The sequence below is a fragment of the [Empedobacter] haloabium genome, from assembly GCA_008011715.2.
GTDB classification, from domain to species: Bacteria; Pseudomonadota; Gammaproteobacteria; order Burkholderiales; family Burkholderiaceae_D; genus Rugamonas; species Rugamonas haloabia.
This window is the reverse complement of record CP136508.1, coordinates 546,057-564,046: the sequence shown is the minus strand read 5'-3', so window position 1 is coordinate 564,046 and position 17,990 is coordinate 546,057. Positions and strand designations below refer to the sequence as shown.

The following is a 17,990-nucleotide window of genomic DNA, read 5'->3' as shown; positions in this document are numbered from 1 at the left end:
ATGACTCAACAAGCAAACCTCTTTGACGAACCGCAGCCGGGCAACAATGGCAATGGCGGCGACGGCGGCGAAACGCTGACCCTGTCCACCTTTGCCGAACGCGCCTACCTCGATTACGCCATCTCCGTGGTCAAGGGCCGCGCCCTGCCCGACGTGTGCGACGGCCAGAAGCCCGTGCAGCGCCGCATCCTGTACTCGATGAACGAGCTGGGGCTGAACGCCGCGGCCAAGCCGCGCAAGTCCGCCACCGTGGTCGGCGACGTGCTGGGTAAATTGCACCCGCACGGCGACCAGTCGGTGTACGACGCGCTGGTGCGCATGGCGCAGGACTTCTCGCTGCGCTACCCGCTGATCGACGGCCAGGGCAACTTCGGTTCGCGCGACGGCGACGGCGCCGCGGCGATGCGTTACACGGAAGCGCGCCTGACCCCGATCGCCCGCCTGCTGCTGGACGAGATCGACCAGGGTACCGTGGACTTCATTCCGAACTACGACGGCTCGACCGAGGAACCGGCGCTGCTGCCGGCGCGCCTGCCGATGGTGCTGTTGAATGGTGCATCCGGCATCGCCGTCGGTCTCGCCACCGAGATCCCGTCGCACAACCTGCGCGAAGTGGCCGATGCGGCCGTCGCGCTGATCCGCAATCCGAAGCTGACGCATGCCGAGTTGATGGGCATCCTGCCGGGGCCCGACTTCCCGGGCGGCGGCCAGCTGATCACCCCGGCCGCGCAGGTGGCGGACATGTACGCCTCCGGCCGCGGCAGCATGAAGGTGCGCGCGCGCTGGAAGATCGAGGAACTGGCGCGCGGCCAGTGGCAGGCCGTCGTGCACGAACTGCCGCCAGGGACGTCGGCGCAGAAGGTACTGGAGGAGATCGAGGAGCTGACCAATCCGAAGGTCAAGCTGGGCAAGAAGACGCTGTCGCCCGAGCAGCTGGCCCTGAAAGCCATGGTGCTGGGTGCGCTCGACACGATCCGCGACGAATCGGGCCGCAACGCCCCCGTGCGCCTGGTGTTCGAGCCGAAGTCGAAGAACCAGGACCAGAACGAATTCATGCTGATGCTGCTGGCGCACACGTCGCTGGAGACGTCGGTGCCGATGAACCTGGTGATGATCGGCGGCGACGGCCGCCCGCGCCAGAAAGGCCTGGCGGACATCCTGACCGAATGGATCACATTCCGCTTCGCCACCGTCACGCGCCGCACGCAGTTCCGCCTGAACAAAGTCGACGACCGCATCCACATCCTGGAAGGGCGCGAGACGATCCTGCTCAACATCGACGAGGTGATCCACATCATCCGTAATTCGGACGAGCCGAAGGCGGCGCTGATCGCGCGCTTCAACCTGTCCGAGCGCCAGGCCGAGGACATCCTCGAGATCCGCCTGCGCCAGCTGGCGCGCCTGGAAGCGATCAAGATCCAGCAGGAACTGGCCGAGCTGCGCAAGGAAAAGCAGACCTTGCAGGACCTGCTGGACAATCCGTCGTCGATGAAGCGCCTGATCATCCGCGAAATCGAGGCGGACGCGAAGGCGTTCGGCGACGCCCGCCGCACCATCATCGAGGAAGCGCAGCGGGCCATGGTCGAGCAGAAGATCGTCGACGAACCCGTCACCGTCATCATCTCGCAGAAGGGCTGGGTGCGGGCTCGCACCGGCATCGGCCACGACCGCGCCCAGTTCACGTTCAAGGCCGGCGACGCGCTGCACGACGCGATCGAATGCCGCACCGTCGACACGCTGCTGGGCTTTGGCGACAACGGCCGGGTGTATTCCGTGCCGGTGGCGGCGCTGCCCAATGCGCGCGGGGATGGCGTGCCGATCACGACGCTGGTCGACCTGTCCGGCGGCGCGCGCCTGCTGCACTACTTCGCCGGCCCGGCCGCGACGCAGCTGCTGCTGGCCTCCGACGCGGGCTTCGGCTTCATCGCCAAGGCGGGCGACATGGTCAGCCGCCTGAAGGGCGGCAAGTCGTTCATCACCCTGGACGAAGGCGCCAAGCCGCTGGCGCCGACCCTGGTGCCGGCGGACGCCAGCGCCGTCGCGGTGATTTCCGAGAAGGCCCGCCTCCTGGTGTTCGGCCTGGACGAGATGAAGGTACTGACCAACGGCGGCCGCGGCGTCACCTTGATGGAGCTGGAGCCGAAGGAAAAACTGGTGGCCGCGCAGGCGATCACGCAGAAAGGCGTGACCGTGCAGGGCATCGGCAACGCGCAGAAGGCCAAGGAGGAACGCATGGGCCCGGGCCTGCTGCAGGAGCACTTCGGCAAGCGCGCCCGCAAGGGCAAGGCGATGCCGACGCGGATCAAGCCGACCGGGTTGGTGCCGAACAGCTGATCGGTAACCCGCGGTGTCTCGGGTTTGGGGTCTGTCCCCGTTAAGCGAGAACGTCAGCGCTTGCCTGCGGCGGTGTCAGGGGACTGACCCCGGTTTTTATCTGCGGCAGCAATGTACCGCGAACAGGTTCCGCCGCCAGTGACGAGCAGGCGCATGGCAACGCCGAAGCATGGCTCTGCCGCGGAAAAAAACCAGGGTCAGTCCCGAAGGGACAGACCCTAAGCCCGATCCTTTGGTAGCTCGCAAATGTATTCAAGCAGCGGCGCGCAGCGCCGGCCGCCCGCTCGAGCGGGCCAGGTGCTGCCGCGCGGCCGCCCTGCCGGCCTCGTACAGATTGCGCACGCCGCCGGACGAGAAGTCGTGATCGCCGCCCGCCGCAGCGGGCGTGCTCGCAATGACCTGTACATTCTTCAGCGCCCGCAGCCGCATCAGCCAGGCAAACGACGGCATGCCCTCCAGCTCAGTGCCGTCCGCCACCGACTCCAGCGCCGCCAGCATCGCGAGAAACCCTTCGAGCTTGCCGCTACCGCCATACTGCGCCCAGAAGCGGTTTTGGTACTGCAGCGCCGTCGCGCGAGTCTGCACTTCCAACAAGTTCGTCGGCGACGGCTGGTCGTCCGTCGGGAACAGGTCGACGACAAAGATCGGCAGCGTGTCGATTTCGTCCGGTTCCAGCAAATTGAGCAGCGAATCGATGGGCGTGTTGCTGAACAGGCCGCCGTCCCAGTAATCCCTGCCGTCGATCCGGGTGGCGGGGAAACCCGGCGGCAGGCTGCCGCTGGCCAGCACGTGGGCCGGCGTCAGGCGCGTGCGTACCGCCTTGTGGTGACCGGCCTCCAGGTGCGCCTCCTTCGCCGTGTAGTTCGAAAACGTGACCTGGCCGCCCGAGTGCAGGCTGGTGGCCGCGACACCGAAACGGATATGCAGCGGATCGTTGAGCTGTTCGAAGTCCAGCTGCGCTGCGAGCGTGCGGTGCATGGGCGCCGTGCTGCACAGGCTGTTCCAGCTCAGCATGTTCCAGTAGTCCGTCCGGGACTGCCAGAATTTCGGATTGCCCAGCAGCGACATATTGGCCTGCACGACGGCCGGCAGCAGTGGCATCGCCGGCAGCGTGATCGCATCCCACATCCGGTGCAGGCTGGCCGGGATGTCGCCGCCCTTGGCGCCAGCAATCGACGCCGCATTGATCGCGCCAATCGATACGCCCGTCACGGCGCGCGGATGCCAGCCCTCTTCCACCAGCCCGGTCACCACACCATATTCGAAAGCGCCCAGCGCGCCGCCGCCCTGCAAGATCAAAGCCATCGGTTTCGTCATGACTGCTCCATGGAAGTACATCAAGGGAGGTCACAGATTGCGCGCTGGCCGCGTGGCGACGTTGATCTCGCTCAAGCGCCGATGACTTGCCAAGGCGTACAGGCAGGTGCGCCAGAGGGCGCACGCTGGCACGCAAGTTTCAAAAAAACCACAACAAAAAACCGCCGCCCGCTGACGCGGCACGGCGGTTGTCCTGGCAGCGCTAGCGCTTAGTGCTTGGCGGCTTCCTTCTTCACGTCGGCATTGGCCTTGGCGACGGCTTCGTCGGTCTTGGCGGCGGCCAGCGCTTTCTCCTTGTCGGCCTCAGCCATTTCCTTGGCGACTTTCTCGTTGGCCTTGGCACTGGCCTTCGCTACCTTGGCATCGGCTTTGGCCACTTTCTTGTCGGCCTTGGCTTCCGCTTTCAGCTTGTCTTCCGGATCGGCTTCGGCCACTTTTTCGTTGGCCTTGGCGTATTCCTTGTCAGCCTTGTGGGCGGCTTTCGACACTTTCTTGTCCGCCTTGTGCTGGGCCTTCGCGACGTCCTCGTTGGCGTCGTGCACTTTCTTCGCTTCCTTCTCCTGCGCCTTGGCGATGTCCTTCTGAGCGTCGGCCTGTGCCTCGGCGACGTTCTGGTTCACTGGCGCCGTGGTGGCGGTCTGGGCGTGGGCAGCGGTAGCGAAGACACCGGCGATCAGGGTTGCGAGCAGTTTATTCATGATTTGGCACCTTTCTTAGTGGTTTGCGTTGTTTTCTTCTTGTCACGTGATCAGAATAAACTTTCCGATTGCCATCAACTGTGCGCTACCGTACGTTGAAACATCTTGTTGCCTTTCTTACTATTTACGGCCGTGCGGGCCGCGAGTACAAGTCGATGGTCTGCCCGATGGCCTCGGCACAGACGGCGCAGAAGGCCTCGCTGCGGTCGAACATCAGGCACTGCTGCTGCGAGCGGTAATAGCCGGTTGCCTCGTAGTTGGCGCCTTCGAACGCGCCCACGGCGTGCTTGTGCGGCGCCTTGGAAAACAGCGCATTGGTCCAGGCCAGGTCATCGCGGAACAGCTTGTTCATTTCGCTTTCCGGCCGGTGGTCCTTGCGCAGCTGGGCGCGCACCTTCTGGTACTCGCGCGAGTGTGTTTCGTATTCCGCCTTCGGCCATGGCGTCGGCAGCGGCGCCCCCGGCGTCACGTGGCGGCGCCACTTGACGTTGGCCGGGTCCTTCAGCGCCGTCACGTTCGGCTCCCACGGTTCCATCCGTTCGCCGGTCGATTGGTACGCCACCGGTGACGTGTAATACTCGTCCGCCAGGCCGGCGAAGTGGTGGCCGAATTCGTGCACGAACAGGTAGTTGGCCCAGTCGTTGTTGGCGGCGGCGGTGCTGAACTGGCCGTAGATGCCGCCCCCGCCATAGGTGTCGTTGTTGACGAGGATTTCGATGAACTCGTACGGCGCGTGCTGGGCGATGTCGCGCAGGGCGCGGTTGTCCGTCGTCAGCACGTAACGCTCGCTGCCGAAGATGTCGTAACGGGTGTTCAGCGCCGACGCATGGTGCGTGTTGGTGGAAGGCCGGCTGACGCCGGACTCCTGCGTCGGCACGGCCAGTGCCCACACGTTGAAGTCGTTGGCGCGCTCGCGGAAGGGCGACACGGTGAACAGGTAGGCGGCCAGCCGGCGCGCGCTCTGCTCGAACTTCTTCATGTCGGCCTTGGTGTACCCGTCACCCAGGATCAGCAGGTCGACCTTCTGCGGCGACGGCCCGCTGACCCGGATCGGCAGCGGCTGCGCCGGTGCCGGCGGCTGCTTGCGCACCACGTCCAGGGCATCGGTATCGATGTCGGCGGTCCAGACGATGGAGAACAGGTTGCGCTCGTCGCGTTTCAGGATGCGCACCTTGACCGGGCGGTCCGGCTTCGGAAAGCGCACCGATTCACCGAACGCGCGTGTCGCCTTGTTCGCCTCCTCAGTACTGCGCCACTCGCCGAAGATGGTCGAGAAGCCGCGCGAGTACAGCAGCTGGCCCGTCCTGGCGTCCACCACCTCGACCTTGTTGATGCCGCGGTCGGTATCGTCGATGGCGCGGCTCATGTCGCCCGGCCACGGCAGCGGCTCGATGACGAGCCGCTCCAGCGCGTACGATTCGGCCAGCGCGTTGCCGCTGTGGAGGTAATCGACCCGCACGGTGGCCGGCTGTGCGGCCAGGACGTTGGTGGCGATGAAACTGGTGGCGGCAAGCAGCTGGCGGATGCGGCGCATGGTGTCTCCTGTTGGTCACGGATGAGGGATTTGGCGGCTATTGTATGCGCCTGTCCCGTCCCCGGTACAGCGCCGGCTTGCCGGCCGGCCGGAACCACGCTACCCTCTGGACATCCCAACCTTCCACCTGCGCCGTGCCCTACGACACTCCCAACGACCCGGACCAGCTGCGCACGTGGCTGCTCGGCGCGGCCCGGCGCGACGCGCGGGCGTTCCAGGCGCTGTATGCGGCCACGTCCCCGAAACTGTTCGGCTTCGCGCTGCGTATATTGCGCAAGCACGAGCTGGCCGAGGAGGCGCTGCAGGACGCCTTCGTCTCGATCTGGCACGCCGCCGGCACCTACCAGGCGTCGCTGGCGGCGCCGATGACATGGATGGCGGCGATCGTGCGCGACAAGGCGCTCGACATCCTGCGCCGCGCGGGCAGCGCGCCGGACATCGATGCGGCCCGATTCGACGCGGAAGTCATGAGCCATATGGACGATACCGGTGCGGGCCCGGCCCAGGCGCTGCAGGCCAGCAGCGAAGCACGCGCGCTGGCCCACTGCATGGCCGCGCTGGAGCGCGCGCAGCGCCAGGCGATCGGCCTGGCGTTCTTCCATGACCTGTCGCACGGCGAGGTGGCGCAGCAGCTCGCGCTGCCGACCGGCACCGTCAAGACGTGGATCCGCCGTGGCCTGGCGAAGCTGAAGACATGCCTGGCGCGGGAGGGGCTGTGAACATCCGCGACAATCCGGAACTGCGCGACCGCCTCGCGGCCGAATACGTGCTGGGCACTTTGAAGGGCGCTGCCCGGCGCCGCTTCGAAGGCTGGCTGCATGGCGACGCGGCGCTGCGCCGCCTGGTGCAGGAGTGGCACGCGCGCCTGGTGCCGCTGGGGGAATTCAGCGGCGAGCGGGCACCGCGTGAACGGGTCTGGCGCGCCATCGAGCGGCGCCTGCACCTCGAACCGCCGCCGAAGCGCTGGCAGTTCTGGCACCGCGACCCGCTGCAGTGGTGGCGCACGCTGGGCCTGACCGGGACCGCCGCCGCCACGGCGCTGGCGCTGGTGCTGGCGCTGCAACGGCCGGCGCAGGTGGACACGGTGGCCACGCTGGCGGACGAGCGCGCCCAGGCCGCCTTGCTCGTCACCGCGGATTACCGCAACGGCACCGTCGCCGTGCGCGTGCTGGGCCAGACCGCCGTGCCGGACGAACGCACGCTGCAGCTGTGGGCCATCACCCAACAGGGCACGCCACGCTCGCTGGGCATCCTGGACGACAAAGGCAGCGCCCAGTTCCCGGTGAACGAGCGCGCGCTGGGCGACGACGTGGCGATGCTGGCCGTCAGCGTGGAGCCGAGAGGCGGCTCGCCCAATCCGAATGCGCCGACCGGGCCGGTGCTGTACAAGGGTAGTTGGGTAAGGCTGTTGTAGGCCCGGGGGCTGTCTCAGCGATATTTATACAGGGGGCGCGGGATGTCGATCGGCCGCACGTCGAGCCTGATGTTGAGCACCGAATAGGCCTCGGCAATGCCGGAGATATAGCCCACGCTTTCCGGCGTCTTGGTGAAGCGGAACTCGAAGCCGATTTCCGGCGTGGTGCCGCGCGGATTGCCGCTGGCGACGCCGATCGCCTCCTCCTGGTCGCTGTCGATCAGCCGCTCCATCAGCTGGACCACGGCATGGTTCCCCAGGATGTCGTTGCTGTAGACGGGACCGCGCAGCGCCTCGCGGCCCGGCTCGATACGGCCGCCCGCCTTGTCCGGCGCCGGCGTGAAGCTGTGCGTGATGATGTTGAAGCGGTCGCCCCGGTCCAGGTAGCTGATCCGCACGTTGCTGACGTTGAAGTCCGGCTTGCTCTTGTCCCATACCGCCTGCGACGTATCGATCAGCAGACCGCCGCTGTAGCCGATCACCTCCACCTCGCGCTGGGCGTTGATGACGAAGGCGCTGTCCTCGTCGATGCCCAGGCCCAGCTTGTAGTTCTTGGTCAGCATGGCGGGAATCATGCGCGCGAAGCGGCCGCGCACCAATAAATGCTGGTCGACGAACACGTCGTCGCCGATGAAGCCCAGCCCCGGCGCGACCTCCTGCCCGTCCGTGATCCCGCTGCGCAGCATCGGCAGGATGGCGCGCGGATTGTGGAACATCGTGCTGCTCATGATCGCCGCACCGGCGCTGGTGCCGGCGACGACCCCGCCGCGGCGGTACAGGTCCCACACCGCCTCCAGCGCCGCCGTGCGGGTGCCGTCCTCGCGCACCAGCGCCTTGGTGATGCGGCTCTGGTCGCCGCCGGCGAAATACACGCCGCCGGACTTGCGGATCTTCTCGGCCAGCGCCGCATCCTCGGCGGCCTTGCGGTAGTCGCTGCCGGCCAGCCGGATCGCCACCGGCACGGCAAAGGCGTCGGCGCCGTATTTCTTCAGGTAGCCGATGATGATCTCGGCCGCCTTCTCCGGCGTGCCGGAGGCGGACGGGAACACGGCGATGCGGGCGCCGCGGCCGCCGGCCAGGCTGACGATCTTCGACCACACGTCCGCGTTGTCGCCGCGCAGGCCGCCGCCGATGATGACGAGCGAGCCTTTGGCGACGGGCAGCGGCTTTTCGGGGGCGGTGGCTTCGGGTGGGGGCTTGAGGGTGTCTGGTTCCTGGGCGGTGGCGGGCAGGTGGGCCAGCGCGGCGGCGAGCAGGATGGCTAGGAAAGAAAACCAGTTGAACGACCGCTTGCGCATGCATCCTCCTGTTCTGATTTCAATGAAGCTGGGTCTTATCCAACGCTAAGGTAAAGAAAATTTTGAGCCAGCCACAGACGTTTTTGCACCCAAAACCAGAGAGCTGGGGTCAGACCCGGCGGGTCTGACCCCGGTCTTCGGTGTTGGGGTCTGTTCCGAAGGACAGACCCCAAGCGTTGGCTACTTGAACACGTAGTTTACGCTGGCATAGAAACGCCTGCCGCGCGGATCGGTGTAGGTCGGATCGTAGCCCGACAGGAAGAAGTAGGCCTGGTTCGAATACGGCGGGCTCTTGTCGGCCAGGTTCTGCACGCCGGCGCGCACCTTCCACGCCTTGTTGACGGCCCACGCGCCCGACAGGTCCCACAGCGAGTACGACGACACCCGGTTGGCCGCCACGACGCTGCCGTCGTCGACGTTGATCGCGGAATTCTGGTCGTCGTAGCCGGACGAGAAGGTGTTCGACAGGCTGGCCGACAGCGGGCCGCGCTCCCAGTCGAACGACAACGTGTGGCGCCAGCGCTGCACCACCATGTCCGTCACGAAGCGCCCCAGGTTGCTGACGAACGGATCGCCCGGCCCGGTCTGCACCTTCGACTTCAGGACGTACGTGCCGGTCAGCCGGCCGCCGAAACGGCCGATGCCCGTGTCGACGCCGTGCACGTCCACCATCAGGTCCAGGCCGCGCGCCACCTGGGCGCCGCGGTTTTCCTTGCGCAGCTCGATGTAGTCGATCAGGCCGTCCTCGTCGCGGTGCACCAGGTCACCGTACTTGGCCAGGTTGCCCAGGATGATGTCGTCGCCCAGTTCGCTGATCAGGTTGGTGCGGCGGATGTTCCAGTAATCCAGGCTGGCCGTGACGTGCTTGCCCGCCTCCACCACGGCACCCAGCGAGAACTGCTTGCTGCGCTCCGGCTTCAGGTCGGCGTTGCTGTAGCGGCGCGTATCCCAGTTGTCGGCGCAGTCGGCGTAGTTGTTCTCGACCGTGGCGCAGTAGACCGGATCCGGCAGGGTCGCCGTCGAGCTGTAGACGGTCGGGCGGTACAGGTCCGTCATCGACGGCGCGCGGAAGCCGCGGCCGGCCGAGCCGCGCAGCATCACGGACTTGACCGGCGTGTAGCTGACACCCACCTTCGGGCTCAGTGCGCCGCCCACCTGCTGGTAACGGTCGTAACGGGCCGAGAGCTGGCCCTGCCACTCCTTCGTGAACGGCGCCTGCAGTTCGCCGAAGATCGCGGACACGTGGCGCTTGTCGCTGGTGGCCTTGCCGCCTTCCGGCGCCGCGTCATTGTTGATGTTGTCGCTCATCAGGAGCGCCGACGGCGTGAAGTCGGTGCGTTCGCGCCGCACCTCGCCGCCGACCGCCAGCGCCAGGTCGCCGCCGGCCAGCGGCAGCACGGTACGCGAGGCCTTGAAGTCGATGGAATCCATCGTGCCTTTCGAATGGCGCACCACATCGTTGACCTGGATGCGATCGAGCAGTGCGCGTCCTTCCGCGCCGGAAGGCCCGAACGGATTGATCAGCCCTGCCGCGATCCCTTCCAGCAGCTCGTTGTACAACACGTAGCCGTGCATGTCCTTGTCCTTGACGACGTTGACGCTGTGGTTCACGCCGATGTCGTAGTCCCAGCCGGCCACCGTGCCCGTCAGCCCCAGCACGTAGCGCTGGCTCTGGCTCGTCAGCTCGCTGGTGCGGTTGCCCGCTTCCGTCAGGCGCATGCGCAGTTCCAGCTCGCCCGGCACGTCGTCGTCCGTCACGTTCTCCAGGCCTGCGTTGGCCAGCGCCGGCACGCGGCTGGCGTCGATATAGCCGGTCACGCGCGCCGACGAGCCCACGTAGTTGGTGCGCGAGCGGCTCAGCGCCACCTCCGCATACAGCTGGTTGTTGGCGTCCAGCTTCAGCACGCCGCGGCTCAGGAAGTTCTGCTTGTTCGACTTCGGATACAGCTCCGTGTCGCCCATGTAGTCGTAGGTGCAGGCATCGACGCCGCCGGTGCCGGCGGGCAGGTACAGGTTCGCGGGCGGGCTGCAGTTCGGGATCGACAGGTTGATCAGGCGGTTCGTGATGGGGCGGCCATTGAGCAGGAACCCGCTTTCCTGCAGGTAGTCGCGCTGCGCCGACGTCAGGCGGATATTGGCCGGGCTGGTAAAGCCGGACAGCAGGTGGCCCAGCCGCTCGGGGATGCGCAGCTCGGGAATGAAGCTGCGCTGGGAGCTGCGCAGCGCGTCGGTGCCCTGCCAGTCGAACACGGCGAACAGGTTGTAGCCGTCCTGCCCGATATCGCCGATGCCGGCGCTGATGGTACCGGCACGTTTGCCGGCACCGCCTTCGTCCGTCGTGCCGCGGTAGGCATTGAGTTCGATGCCGTGGAAATCCTTGCGCGTGATGAAGTTGATCACGCCGCCGATGGCGTCGGTGCCGTACAGCGCCGAGGCGCCGTCCATCAGCACCTCGACGCGGGCGATCGCCGCCGCCGGGATATTGTTCAGGTCCACGCCGGCATCGTCGCCAGGCGACGCGAAATTGGCCATGCGCCGGCCGTTCAGCAGCACCAGCGTGGACGACGTGCCGATGCCGCGCAGGTTGGCGCTGTTCAGGCCACGCTGGTCGCCGCCCACGTTGATGCTGACGCCATCGGTCAGCCCGCCCACGTTGGCGGAAATGCGCGTCATCAGTTCGGCCGCCGTCGTCACACCGGCTTTCTCGATCTCCTCGCGCGTCACGACCTGCACCGGCAGCGGCGTTTCCGATTCGATCTGGCGGATCGCGGACCCGGTGATTTCCACGCGAGGCAAGGGGGTGGCCGGTGCGGCGGTCTGCGCCAGCGCCGCGCCCGAGCACAGGCCCAGCACCAGCGCGGCGCGCACGGCATGGGCGAGAGTGGAAAGGCATGGGCCGCTAGGCCGGTATTGCTTGCTCATCGAAGCTCCTGGACTGGTTGGAGCCGGTCGGGCCGGGCCAGGGCGCAAAGGCGCGCGCCTGGCCAAGCCGTCCGGCCATGTTAAAAAAGACATCGTTTCACTCTACGCACGTCGGCTGGAAAACTCAACCGACGCACGGCTGTGGCGAAAAAAATCCGCGCCAGGTGTGGCGCTCCGCCACATGTGCGGTCGCTCAGGCAGGTCCGCTCCGGTAGATGTCGGGGAAATTACGCTCCATCAGCGCCTGCGGCAGCGCCGGCGGCGCGAAGCCGTAGCGCGCATACAGGTCCGGCGCCGTCATCGTCGCCAGCATGAAGCGGCGCAGGCCCTGCAGGCCCGGATGCGCCATCACGGCATCCATCAGCCGCGTGCTGTGGCCCTGGCCCCGGTGCGCCGGCAGCACGAACACGTCGAGCAAATAGGCGAACGTGGCCTGGTCGCTGATCACGCGCGCGAACGCCAGCTGGGCGCCATCGGCGTCGTACACGCCGAAACACAGCGAATGGTCGATGGCGCGCTGCACCAGTTCGCGCGGGATGCCCAGCGCCCACGTCGATTCCTCGCTGAGGAAGCGGTGGATCATGGCCACGTCCAGGCGCGCCTTGTCGGTATCGACGACGAAGACCATCAGCGCGCCTTCAGGTAGCGGGCCGGCAGGGGGTGCTGCTCCGACTCGGCCTGCCAGACCAGCGACTGCACCCACCAGCGCTGGCCGTCGTTGACGAGCTGGATGCTGTTGATCCCGCGCTGGAACGGCTTCTCGTCCGGCGCATGGCGCGACTCGTAGGTGGAGAACACGTGCGCGATCGTGCCGAACTGCTCGCTCTGGCGTGCCAGCTCCGTCTCGAAAAAGCCCTCCTTGGCGAACAGCGGCGCGACACGCTCGATGTAGTCGTCGACCGCCATTACCCGGGTGTTGTAGCCGCCTTCCTTGTTCGGTCCATGCACGATCATGCGGCCGTCCGGGCGGAACAGCGCGCGCAGGCGCTCCCAGTCGCGCGGCCGGCCGGCCGGGCCGGAGATCGTCTCGTACAGCGCCGCGACAATGGCATCGACGCTGGCCACGTCGGCCGCGCGCACGATGCGCGCCTGCAGCGCGGGCTGCAACGCCGGCCGCATGGACGATTGCGTCGACGACTGCAGCGAAGGCTGCATGGACGACTGCATGGACGACTGCAACAGCTGCTGCGCCTGCGCGCCGGCGGCCAGCGCCAGCGTGCTTACGACGGCGGCAAACTTCCTCATCGATCTCTCCTGGACAAAAACACAACGATACCACCCCAGGCGGCCGGCAGCCAAAAGGCCGCCGCCGGGCAAACCTTGTTTATAATCAGTAAAGGAGGCCCCACGCCGCGGCGGGGCTTCAATAACCGGACCCACACCATGACTGCACAACTCTCCAAAAAAGGCGAGGCCTGGTCGGCTCGCTTCTCCGAACCCGTCTCCGATCTCGTCAAGCGCTATACCGCCTCCGTGTTCTTCGACAAACGCATGGCCAAGGCCGACATCGAAGGCTCGCTGGCCCATGCCGAGATGCTGGCGGCCCAGGGCATCATCCCCGCCGCCGACCTGGAAGCGATCCGCAAGGGCATGGCGCAGATCGCCGCCGAGATCGACGCCGGCCAGTTCGAGTGGCTGCTGGACCTGGAAGACGTGCACCTGAATATCGAAAAACGCCTGACCGAACTGGCAGGCGACGCCGGCAAGCGCCTGCACACGGGCCGCTCGCGCAACGACCAGGTCGCGACCGACATCCGCCTGTACGTGCGCTCGGCCATCGACGACATCACCGGCCTGCTGGCGCAACTGCGCACCGCCCTGCTCGACCTGGCCGAACGCCACGCCGACACGATCCTGCCCGGCTTCACGCACATGCAGGTGGCGCAGCCGATCACGTTCGGCCACCATATGCTGGCCTACGTGGAGATGTTCGGCCGCGACGCCGAACGCATGGCCGACTGCCGCAAGCGCGTCAACCGCCTGCCGCTGGGCGCCGCCGCGCTGGCCGGCACCACCTTCCCGATCGACCGCCTGCGCGTGGCGCAGACCCTCGGTTTCGACGACGTCTGCCACAACTCGCTGGACGCCGTCTCCGACCGCGACTTCGCGATCGAATTCACGGCGGCCGCCTCGCTGATCATGACGCACGTGTCGCGCATGTCGGAAGAGCTGGTGATCTGGATGAGCCCACGGGTGGGCTTCATCGACATCGCCGACCGCTTCTGCACCGGCTCGTCGATCATGCCGCAGAAAAAAAACCCGGACGTGCCGGAACTGGCGCGCGGCAAGACCGGCCGCGTATACGGCCACCTGATGGGCCTCCTGACCCTGATGAAGGGCCAGCCGCTGGCCTACAACAAGGACAACCAGGAAGACAAGGAACCGCTGTTCGACACCGTCGATACGGTAGTCGACACGCTGCGCATCTTCGCCGACATGGCCGGCGGCATCACCGTGAAACCGGAAGCGATGCGCGCCGCCGCGCTGCAGGGCTACGCCACCGCCACCGACCTGGCCGACTACCTGGTCAAGAAGGGGCTGCCGTTCCGCGACGCGCACGAAGCCGTGGCCCATGCCGTGCGCACCTGCGTGGACGCCGGCTGCGACCTGGCCGACCTGTCGCTGGAGCAGCTGCGCCAGTTCTCGCCGCTGATCGGCGACGACGTGTTTGCCGTGCTGACCCTGGAAGGTTCGGTGGCAGCGCGCGACCACGTCGGCGGCACCGCGCCGAACCAGGTGCGCGCGGCGATCGCCCGCATCAGGAGCCAGCTCGCCATGTAGACGCTTCCCACTCCGTCACGCCGCATCAACCAACACCGCAATACGGGCGCCAACGCAGCGCCCGACAAGAAGCGAGGAGACAACGATGTTCATGGCAGTTTCGCGGGCAATCGACAAGCTGAACGACAGCATCGCGGCAGTAGTGGCCTGGGCCCTGCTGCTGGCGGTGCTGATCTGCGCCGGCAACGCGCTGGTGCGCTATTCCCTTAACATGAGTTCCAACGCCTGGCTGGAAATCCAGTGGTATCTGTTTGCCGCTGTGTTCATGCTGGCTTCCCCCCACACGTTGCGGCGCGACGAGCACGTGCGCATCGACGTCGTCACCGGCCGCTTCTCGAAGCGCACCCAGGTCTGGCTCGACCTGTTCGGCTACCTGTTCTTCCTGATGCCGGTCTGCCTGGTGATCCTGTACTACGGCATCCCGTTCGGCCTGGAGTCGCTGCGCAATGGCGAGATGTCCAGCAACGCCGGCGGCCTGATCGTCTGGCCCGCCAAGATCCTGGTCGCCGTCGGCTTCGCGCTGATGATCCTGCAGGGCGTCTCGGAAATCATCAAGCGCGTCGCCTATCTGCGCGGCCGCCTGGATGCCAGCGCCTTCACCAAGCACGCCACGTCGCCCGAAGAGGAGATCGAGGCGATCAAGCAGGCCAACCAGATCAACTGAGCCGGGAACGTTCACCACAATGGAAGCATTCATCATCGCCAACATGGCGCCCATCATGTTCGGGGCGCTCGTCATTTTCCTGCTGTCCGGCTTCCCCGTCGCGTTCGCGCTGGCGGCCAATGGCCTGCTGTTCGGCCTCGTCGGCATCGAACTGGGCCTGTTGAAACCGGAGCTGCTGCAGGCGCTGCCGAACCGCATCTTCGGCATCATGGCCAACGACACGCTGCTGGCCATCCCGTTCTTCACGTTCATGGGACTGATCCTGGAACGCTCGGGCATGGCCGAAGACCTGCTGGACACCATCGGCCAGCTGTTCGGACCGATCCGCGGCGGCGTCGCCTATGCCGTCATCTTCGTCGGCGCGCTGCTGGCCGCCACCACTGGCGTGGTCGCCGCTTCGGTCATCTCGATGGGCCTGATCTCGCTGCCCGTCATGCTGCGCTATGGCTACGACAAGCGGCTCGCCTCCGGCGTCATCGCCGCTTCCGGCACGCTGGCGCAGATCATTCCGCCGTCGCTGGTGCTGATCGTCATGGCCGACCAGCTGGGCCGCTCGGTCGGCGACATGTACAAGGCCGCGTTCGTGCCCGGCCTGCTGCTGACCGCGATGTATGGCGGCTACGTGCTGGCCGTGTCCATCTTCAAGCCGCACCATGCGCCGGCGCTGCCGGAAGAGGCGCGCAACCTGAAGGAGCCGAACGGCGACTCGGGCGTGCGCTCGCTGCTGGTGCTGCTGGTGGCCGCGGTGGCGGCGTCATACGGCTTCGCCCACTATTATGAAAGCACGCATCCGCAGGCCCATGCCGACGAGGTCGGCATCTTCGCCGCCGCGCTGGGCATCGTCGGCGCCTTTGCCTTCGCGCTGGCGAATCGCTACCTGAAACTGGGCCTGCTGTCGCGCATGGCCGAGAAAGTGGTGTTCGTGCTGATCCCGCCGCTGGCGCTGATCTTCCTCGTGCTGGGGACGATCTTCATCGGCCTGGCCACGCCCACGGAGGGCGGCGGCATGGGTGCGCTGGGCGCGATCCTGCTGGCGATGATGAACCGGCGCCTGAACTGGAGCCTGCTGTCGCAGGCGATGATGTCGACCACGCGGCTGTCGTGCTTCGTCATCTTCATCCTGATCGGCTCCACCGTGTTCGCGCTGGTGTTCCGTGGCGTGAACGGCGACCTGTGGGTCGAGCACCTGCTGTCAGGTTTGCCAGGGGGCGCGACCGGCTTCCTGATTGTCGTCAACATCCTGTTCTTCGGCCTGGCGTTCTTCCTGGACTTCTTCGAGCTGGCCTTCATCCTGGTACCGCTGGTGGGTCCGGTAGCGGAAAAGCTGGGCATCGACCTGATCTGGTTCGGCGTGCTGCTGGGTGTGAACATGCAGACCTCGTTCATGCACCCGCCGTTCGGCTTCGCGCTGTTCTACCTGCGCTCGGTGGCGCCGAAGGAGGTCAAGACATCGGACATCTACTGGGGCGCGATTCCGTTTGTCTGTATACAAGTGATCATGGTGGCGCTGATCATCGCCTTCCCACAACTGGTGTCGGTGAGTGCCAAGACGGACATGACGGAACAGATCGAACTGCAGATCGATGCGCCGGCCGACTATGGCAGCCCGGCGGAAGAGAACAAGGACGGCGAGGCGCCGGAACTGAACTTCTCGACCGACGAGGAAGGGAAGAAGGAAAAATAAGATAAAGGCTGGGGTCAGTCCCTGCAAGGGAGCGCAGCAGGGGTCTCGAGGAGCACCGCTCCTCGCCTGCGTAGCGGTGACGGCTTACCAGCCGGCACCGTAACCCGAAGTTTGGGAATGTCCAACCAACTTCAGGGTCGGTCCCCTGCGGGGACAGACCCTTGCGATCAGTGGGTCACGAGCTTGGACAGCACCGCGAACGCGGCCCCGGTCTGGTCCTTGTCCAATATCAGTGTCAGCTCGGTGTGGGTGGAGATCAGGTTGATCAGATTGACCTTGTCCCACGCCAGCTTCTTCAGGATGGCGTGGTAGATGCCGGGCGTGCGATGCGACTCGGCGGTCAGCTGCAAGGTCACGGCATTCAGGTTTTCCAGCCGCGCCGCCAGGCGCTCACCGGCAAACACCTCCTCGACCAGCGGTATCAGCAGGCGGCTGCAGATCACCATGATCTCGTTGACGCCGCGCGTCACGGTCAAAAACAGGTCGCTGCGCCGGCCGGCCTGCTCCAGCAGGCGGCGGTGGCATTCGTCCGTGTTGCCGGACTGGCGGTAGGTCAGCTCCACCAGGTCGGTACGGGCCGTCAGCTGGCCGGTCTTCTGCGCCAGCACGATGTCGCTGGACGTCTGGGCCGGCAGGCGTTCCGAGACGCGCCGCAGCGCCATCACGACGGCCGCCTGGCCGACGGGTTTCCATAAGTCGCTCTCCAGCTGCGGCTGCAACTGCCGCGCCAGTTCCGACAGGTTGATCAGACCTCGCCGCAATCCCTCACTGAGGAAGGGCGAGTCCATGACGATGCGTTCTACTTTGGTAGCGATGGACTGCATGGCTCATGCCCGCACAGGGCATCCTTTCAAATGGACTGGTAATGCGCCGCTCCGCCGCGGGCAGCGGAGAACTGGCGTCCGGTACTGCAAGTACACGCACAAACTCCGGACGACATTCGCCCGGCTGTGACGCGGAAGGGATGCTGCCTATGTGGGTGGCGCGATGGCGCCCGGCTTGTGGAGGGCGAATGGAATACGAGCGAGAAGGCCTGATACCTTAGTCATGATTTGCGTCCCTGAAGTGTGCCTCAGCGCGTTGAAGAAATCGAAACCTGCCGGCGTGGCCCGCGACCGGTATCGATCGCGGCGGCGATGTGCTGCAAAACGCGGCACAGAACGCTCTCGCCTGACTGTTTCGCTTCCGCCCCCTTACCCAGCTGCGCTGTATTTGTAAGCCCGTCGGGCATACGTGGCCGTTCGGTGCCACTGTAGTGTACGGCGACGAATTCATTTATGGCAACCATAGCGCACACTACTGTTGCATGCGTGCCGAAACGCGCATAGCAACTTGCAATCGTGT

At 66.1% G+C, this 17,990-nt stretch carries 14 protein-coding genes; 6 read left to right on the top strand and 8 right to left on the bottom strand.

From position 1 onward, the window contains the following. Window positions 1-2,334, top strand: coding sequence for a DNA topoisomerase IV subunit A (gene parC, locus E7V67_002480; GenBank protein WUR13993.1), 2,334 nt, complete (start codon window positions 1-3; stop codon window positions 2,332-2,334). Between the two features lie 252 nt (window positions 2,335-2,586). On the opposite strand, the gene E7V67_002475 is transcribed toward parC, so the two are convergent. The 3 genes from E7V67_002475 to E7V67_002465 form a co-directional block, all read right to left on the bottom strand. Further along, a complete protein-coding gene (locus E7V67_002475) occupies window positions 2,587-3,651 on the bottom strand; it encodes a patatin-like phospholipase family protein (protein WUR13992.1) in 1,065 nt (354 codons plus the stop codon). A 209-nt stretch (window positions 3,652-3,860) separates the two neighbouring features. Further along, window positions 3,861-4,349: a hypothetical protein gene (locus tag E7V67_002470; GenBank protein WUR13991.1), complete on the bottom strand. Its 489-nt coding sequence runs from the start codon at window positions 4,347-4,349 to the stop codon at window positions 3,861-3,863. Window positions 4,350-4,473: 124 nt separating this feature from the next. Further along, window positions 4,474-5,883, bottom strand: coding sequence for a M64 family metallopeptidase (locus E7V67_002465; protein ID WUR13990.1), 1,410 nt, complete (start codon window positions 5,881-5,883; stop codon window positions 4,474-4,476). A gap of 134 nt (window positions 5,884-6,017) precedes the next feature. Here E7V67_002465 and E7V67_002460 point away from each other — a divergent pair, with 134 nt between their 5' ends. Further along, window positions 6,018-6,602, top strand: coding sequence for a sigma-70 family RNA polymerase sigma factor (locus tag E7V67_002460; protein WUR13989.1), 585 nt, complete (start codon window positions 6,018-6,020; stop codon window positions 6,600-6,602). Next, window positions 6,599-7,297 (top strand): anti-sigma factor, encoded by a 699-nt coding sequence (locus E7V67_002455; GenBank protein WUR13988.1) that lies wholly within the window; start codon window positions 6,599-6,601, stop codon window positions 7,295-7,297. The genes E7V67_002460 and E7V67_002455 overlap by 4 nt, the downstream gene beginning before the upstream one ends. 14 nt (window positions 7,298-7,311) lie before the next feature. Here the strand turns inward: E7V67_002455 and E7V67_002450 are convergent, their stop codons facing one another. The 4 genes from E7V67_002450 to E7V67_002435 all read right to left on the bottom strand — a co-directional run bounded on the left by E7V67_002450 (window position 7,312) and on the right by E7V67_002435 (window position 12,762). Beyond that, complete coding sequence (locus E7V67_002450; protein WUR13987.1) at window positions 7,312-8,595, bottom strand: cyanophycinase; 1,284 nt, start codon at window positions 8,593-8,595, stop codon at window positions 7,312-7,314. Window positions 8,596-8,775: 180 nt separating this feature from the next. Continuing rightward, window positions 8,776-11,517, bottom strand: a complete 2,742-nt coding sequence (locus E7V67_002445) for a TonB-dependent receptor (protein WUR13986.1) — start codon at window positions 11,515-11,517, stop codon at window positions 8,776-8,778. Window positions 11,518-11,710: 193 nt separating this feature from the next. Beyond that, window positions 11,711-12,145, bottom strand: coding sequence for a GNAT family N-acetyltransferase (locus E7V67_002440; protein WUR13985.1), 435 nt, complete (start codon window positions 12,143-12,145; stop codon window positions 11,711-11,713). Further along, window positions 12,145-12,762, bottom strand: coding sequence for a hypothetical protein (locus E7V67_002435; protein WUR13984.1), 618 nt, complete (start codon window positions 12,760-12,762; stop codon window positions 12,145-12,147). Before E7V67_002435 ends, E7V67_002440 begins: the two co-directional genes overlap by 1 nt. Before the next feature lie 138 nt (window positions 12,763-12,900). Between E7V67_002435 and argH the strand changes: the two genes are divergently transcribed. From argH to E7V67_002420, 3 genes are all read left to right on the top strand, one after another. After that, entirely contained in the window at window positions 12,901-14,298 is a 1,398-nt protein-coding gene (gene argH, locus E7V67_002430; GenBank protein WUR13983.1) for an argininosuccinate lyase, read from the top strand. A gap of 91 nt (window positions 14,299-14,389) precedes the next feature. Continuing rightward, window positions 14,390-14,962, top strand: coding sequence for a TRAP transporter small permease subunit (locus tag E7V67_002425; GenBank protein ID WUR16213.1), 573 nt, complete (start codon window positions 14,390-14,392; stop codon window positions 14,960-14,962). 19 nt (window positions 14,963-14,981) lie between these two features. After that, on the top strand, window positions 14,982-16,646 hold the full coding sequence (locus E7V67_002420) for a TRAP transporter large permease subunit (GenBank protein ID WUR13982.1): 1,665 nt from the start codon (window positions 14,982-14,984) through the stop codon (window positions 16,644-16,646). Between the two features lie 167 nt (window positions 16,647-16,813). Here E7V67_002420 and E7V67_002415 read toward each other — a convergent pair whose 3' ends face one another. Further along, on the bottom strand, window positions 16,814-17,470 hold the full coding sequence (locus E7V67_002415; GenBank protein WUR13981.1) for a hypothetical protein: 657 nt from the start codon (window positions 17,468-17,470) through the stop codon (window positions 16,814-16,816). Window positions 17,471-17,990 lie beyond the last annotated feature (520 nt).

Excerpts from the sequence above, each read along its gene's own strand:
- E7V67_002470 (WUR13991.1), bottom strand. The coding sequence starts at position 4,349 with ATGAATAAACTGCTCGCAACCCTGATCGCCGGTGTCTTCGCTACCGCT.
- E7V67_002475 (WUR13992.1), bottom strand. The coding sequence starts at position 3,651 with ATGACGAAACCGATGGCTTTGATCTTGCAGGGCGGCGGCGCGCTGGGC.
- E7V67_002450 (WUR13987.1), bottom strand. The coding sequence starts at position 8,595 with ATGCGCAAGCGGTCGTTCAACTGGTTTTCTTTCCTAGCCATCCTGCTC.
- E7V67_002435 (WUR13984.1), bottom strand. The coding sequence starts at position 12,762 with ATGAGGAAGTTTGCCGCCGTCGTAAGCACGCTGGCGCTGGCCGCCGGC.
- E7V67_002420 (WUR13982.1), top strand. The coding sequence starts at position 14,982 with ATGGAAGCATTCATCATCGCCAACATGGCGCCCATCATGTTCGGGGCG.
- E7V67_002415 (WUR13981.1), bottom strand. The coding sequence starts at position 17,470 with ATGCAGTCCATCGCTACCAAAGTAGAACGCATCGTCATGGACTCGCCC.
- E7V67_002445 (WUR13986.1), bottom strand. The coding sequence starts at position 11,517 with ATGAGCAAGCAATACCGGCCTAGCGGCCCATGCCTTTCCACTCTCGCC.
- argH (WUR13983.1), top strand. The coding sequence starts at position 12,901 with ATGACTGCACAACTCTCCAAAAAAGGCGAGGCCTGGTCGGCTCGCTTC.
- parC (WUR13993.1), top strand. The coding sequence starts at position 1 with ATGACTCAACAAGCAAACCTCTTTGACGAACCGCAGCCGGGCAACAAT.
- E7V67_002425 (WUR16213.1), top strand. The coding sequence starts at position 14,390 with ATGGCAGTTTCGCGGGCAATCGACAAGCTGAACGACAGCATCGCGGCA.
- E7V67_002465 (WUR13990.1), bottom strand. The coding sequence starts at position 5,883 with ATGCGCCGCATCCGCCAGCTGCTTGCCGCCACCAGTTTCATCGCCACC.
- E7V67_002440 (WUR13985.1), bottom strand. The coding sequence starts at position 12,145 with ATGGTCTTCGTCGTCGATACCGACAAGGCGCGCCTGGACGTGGCCATG.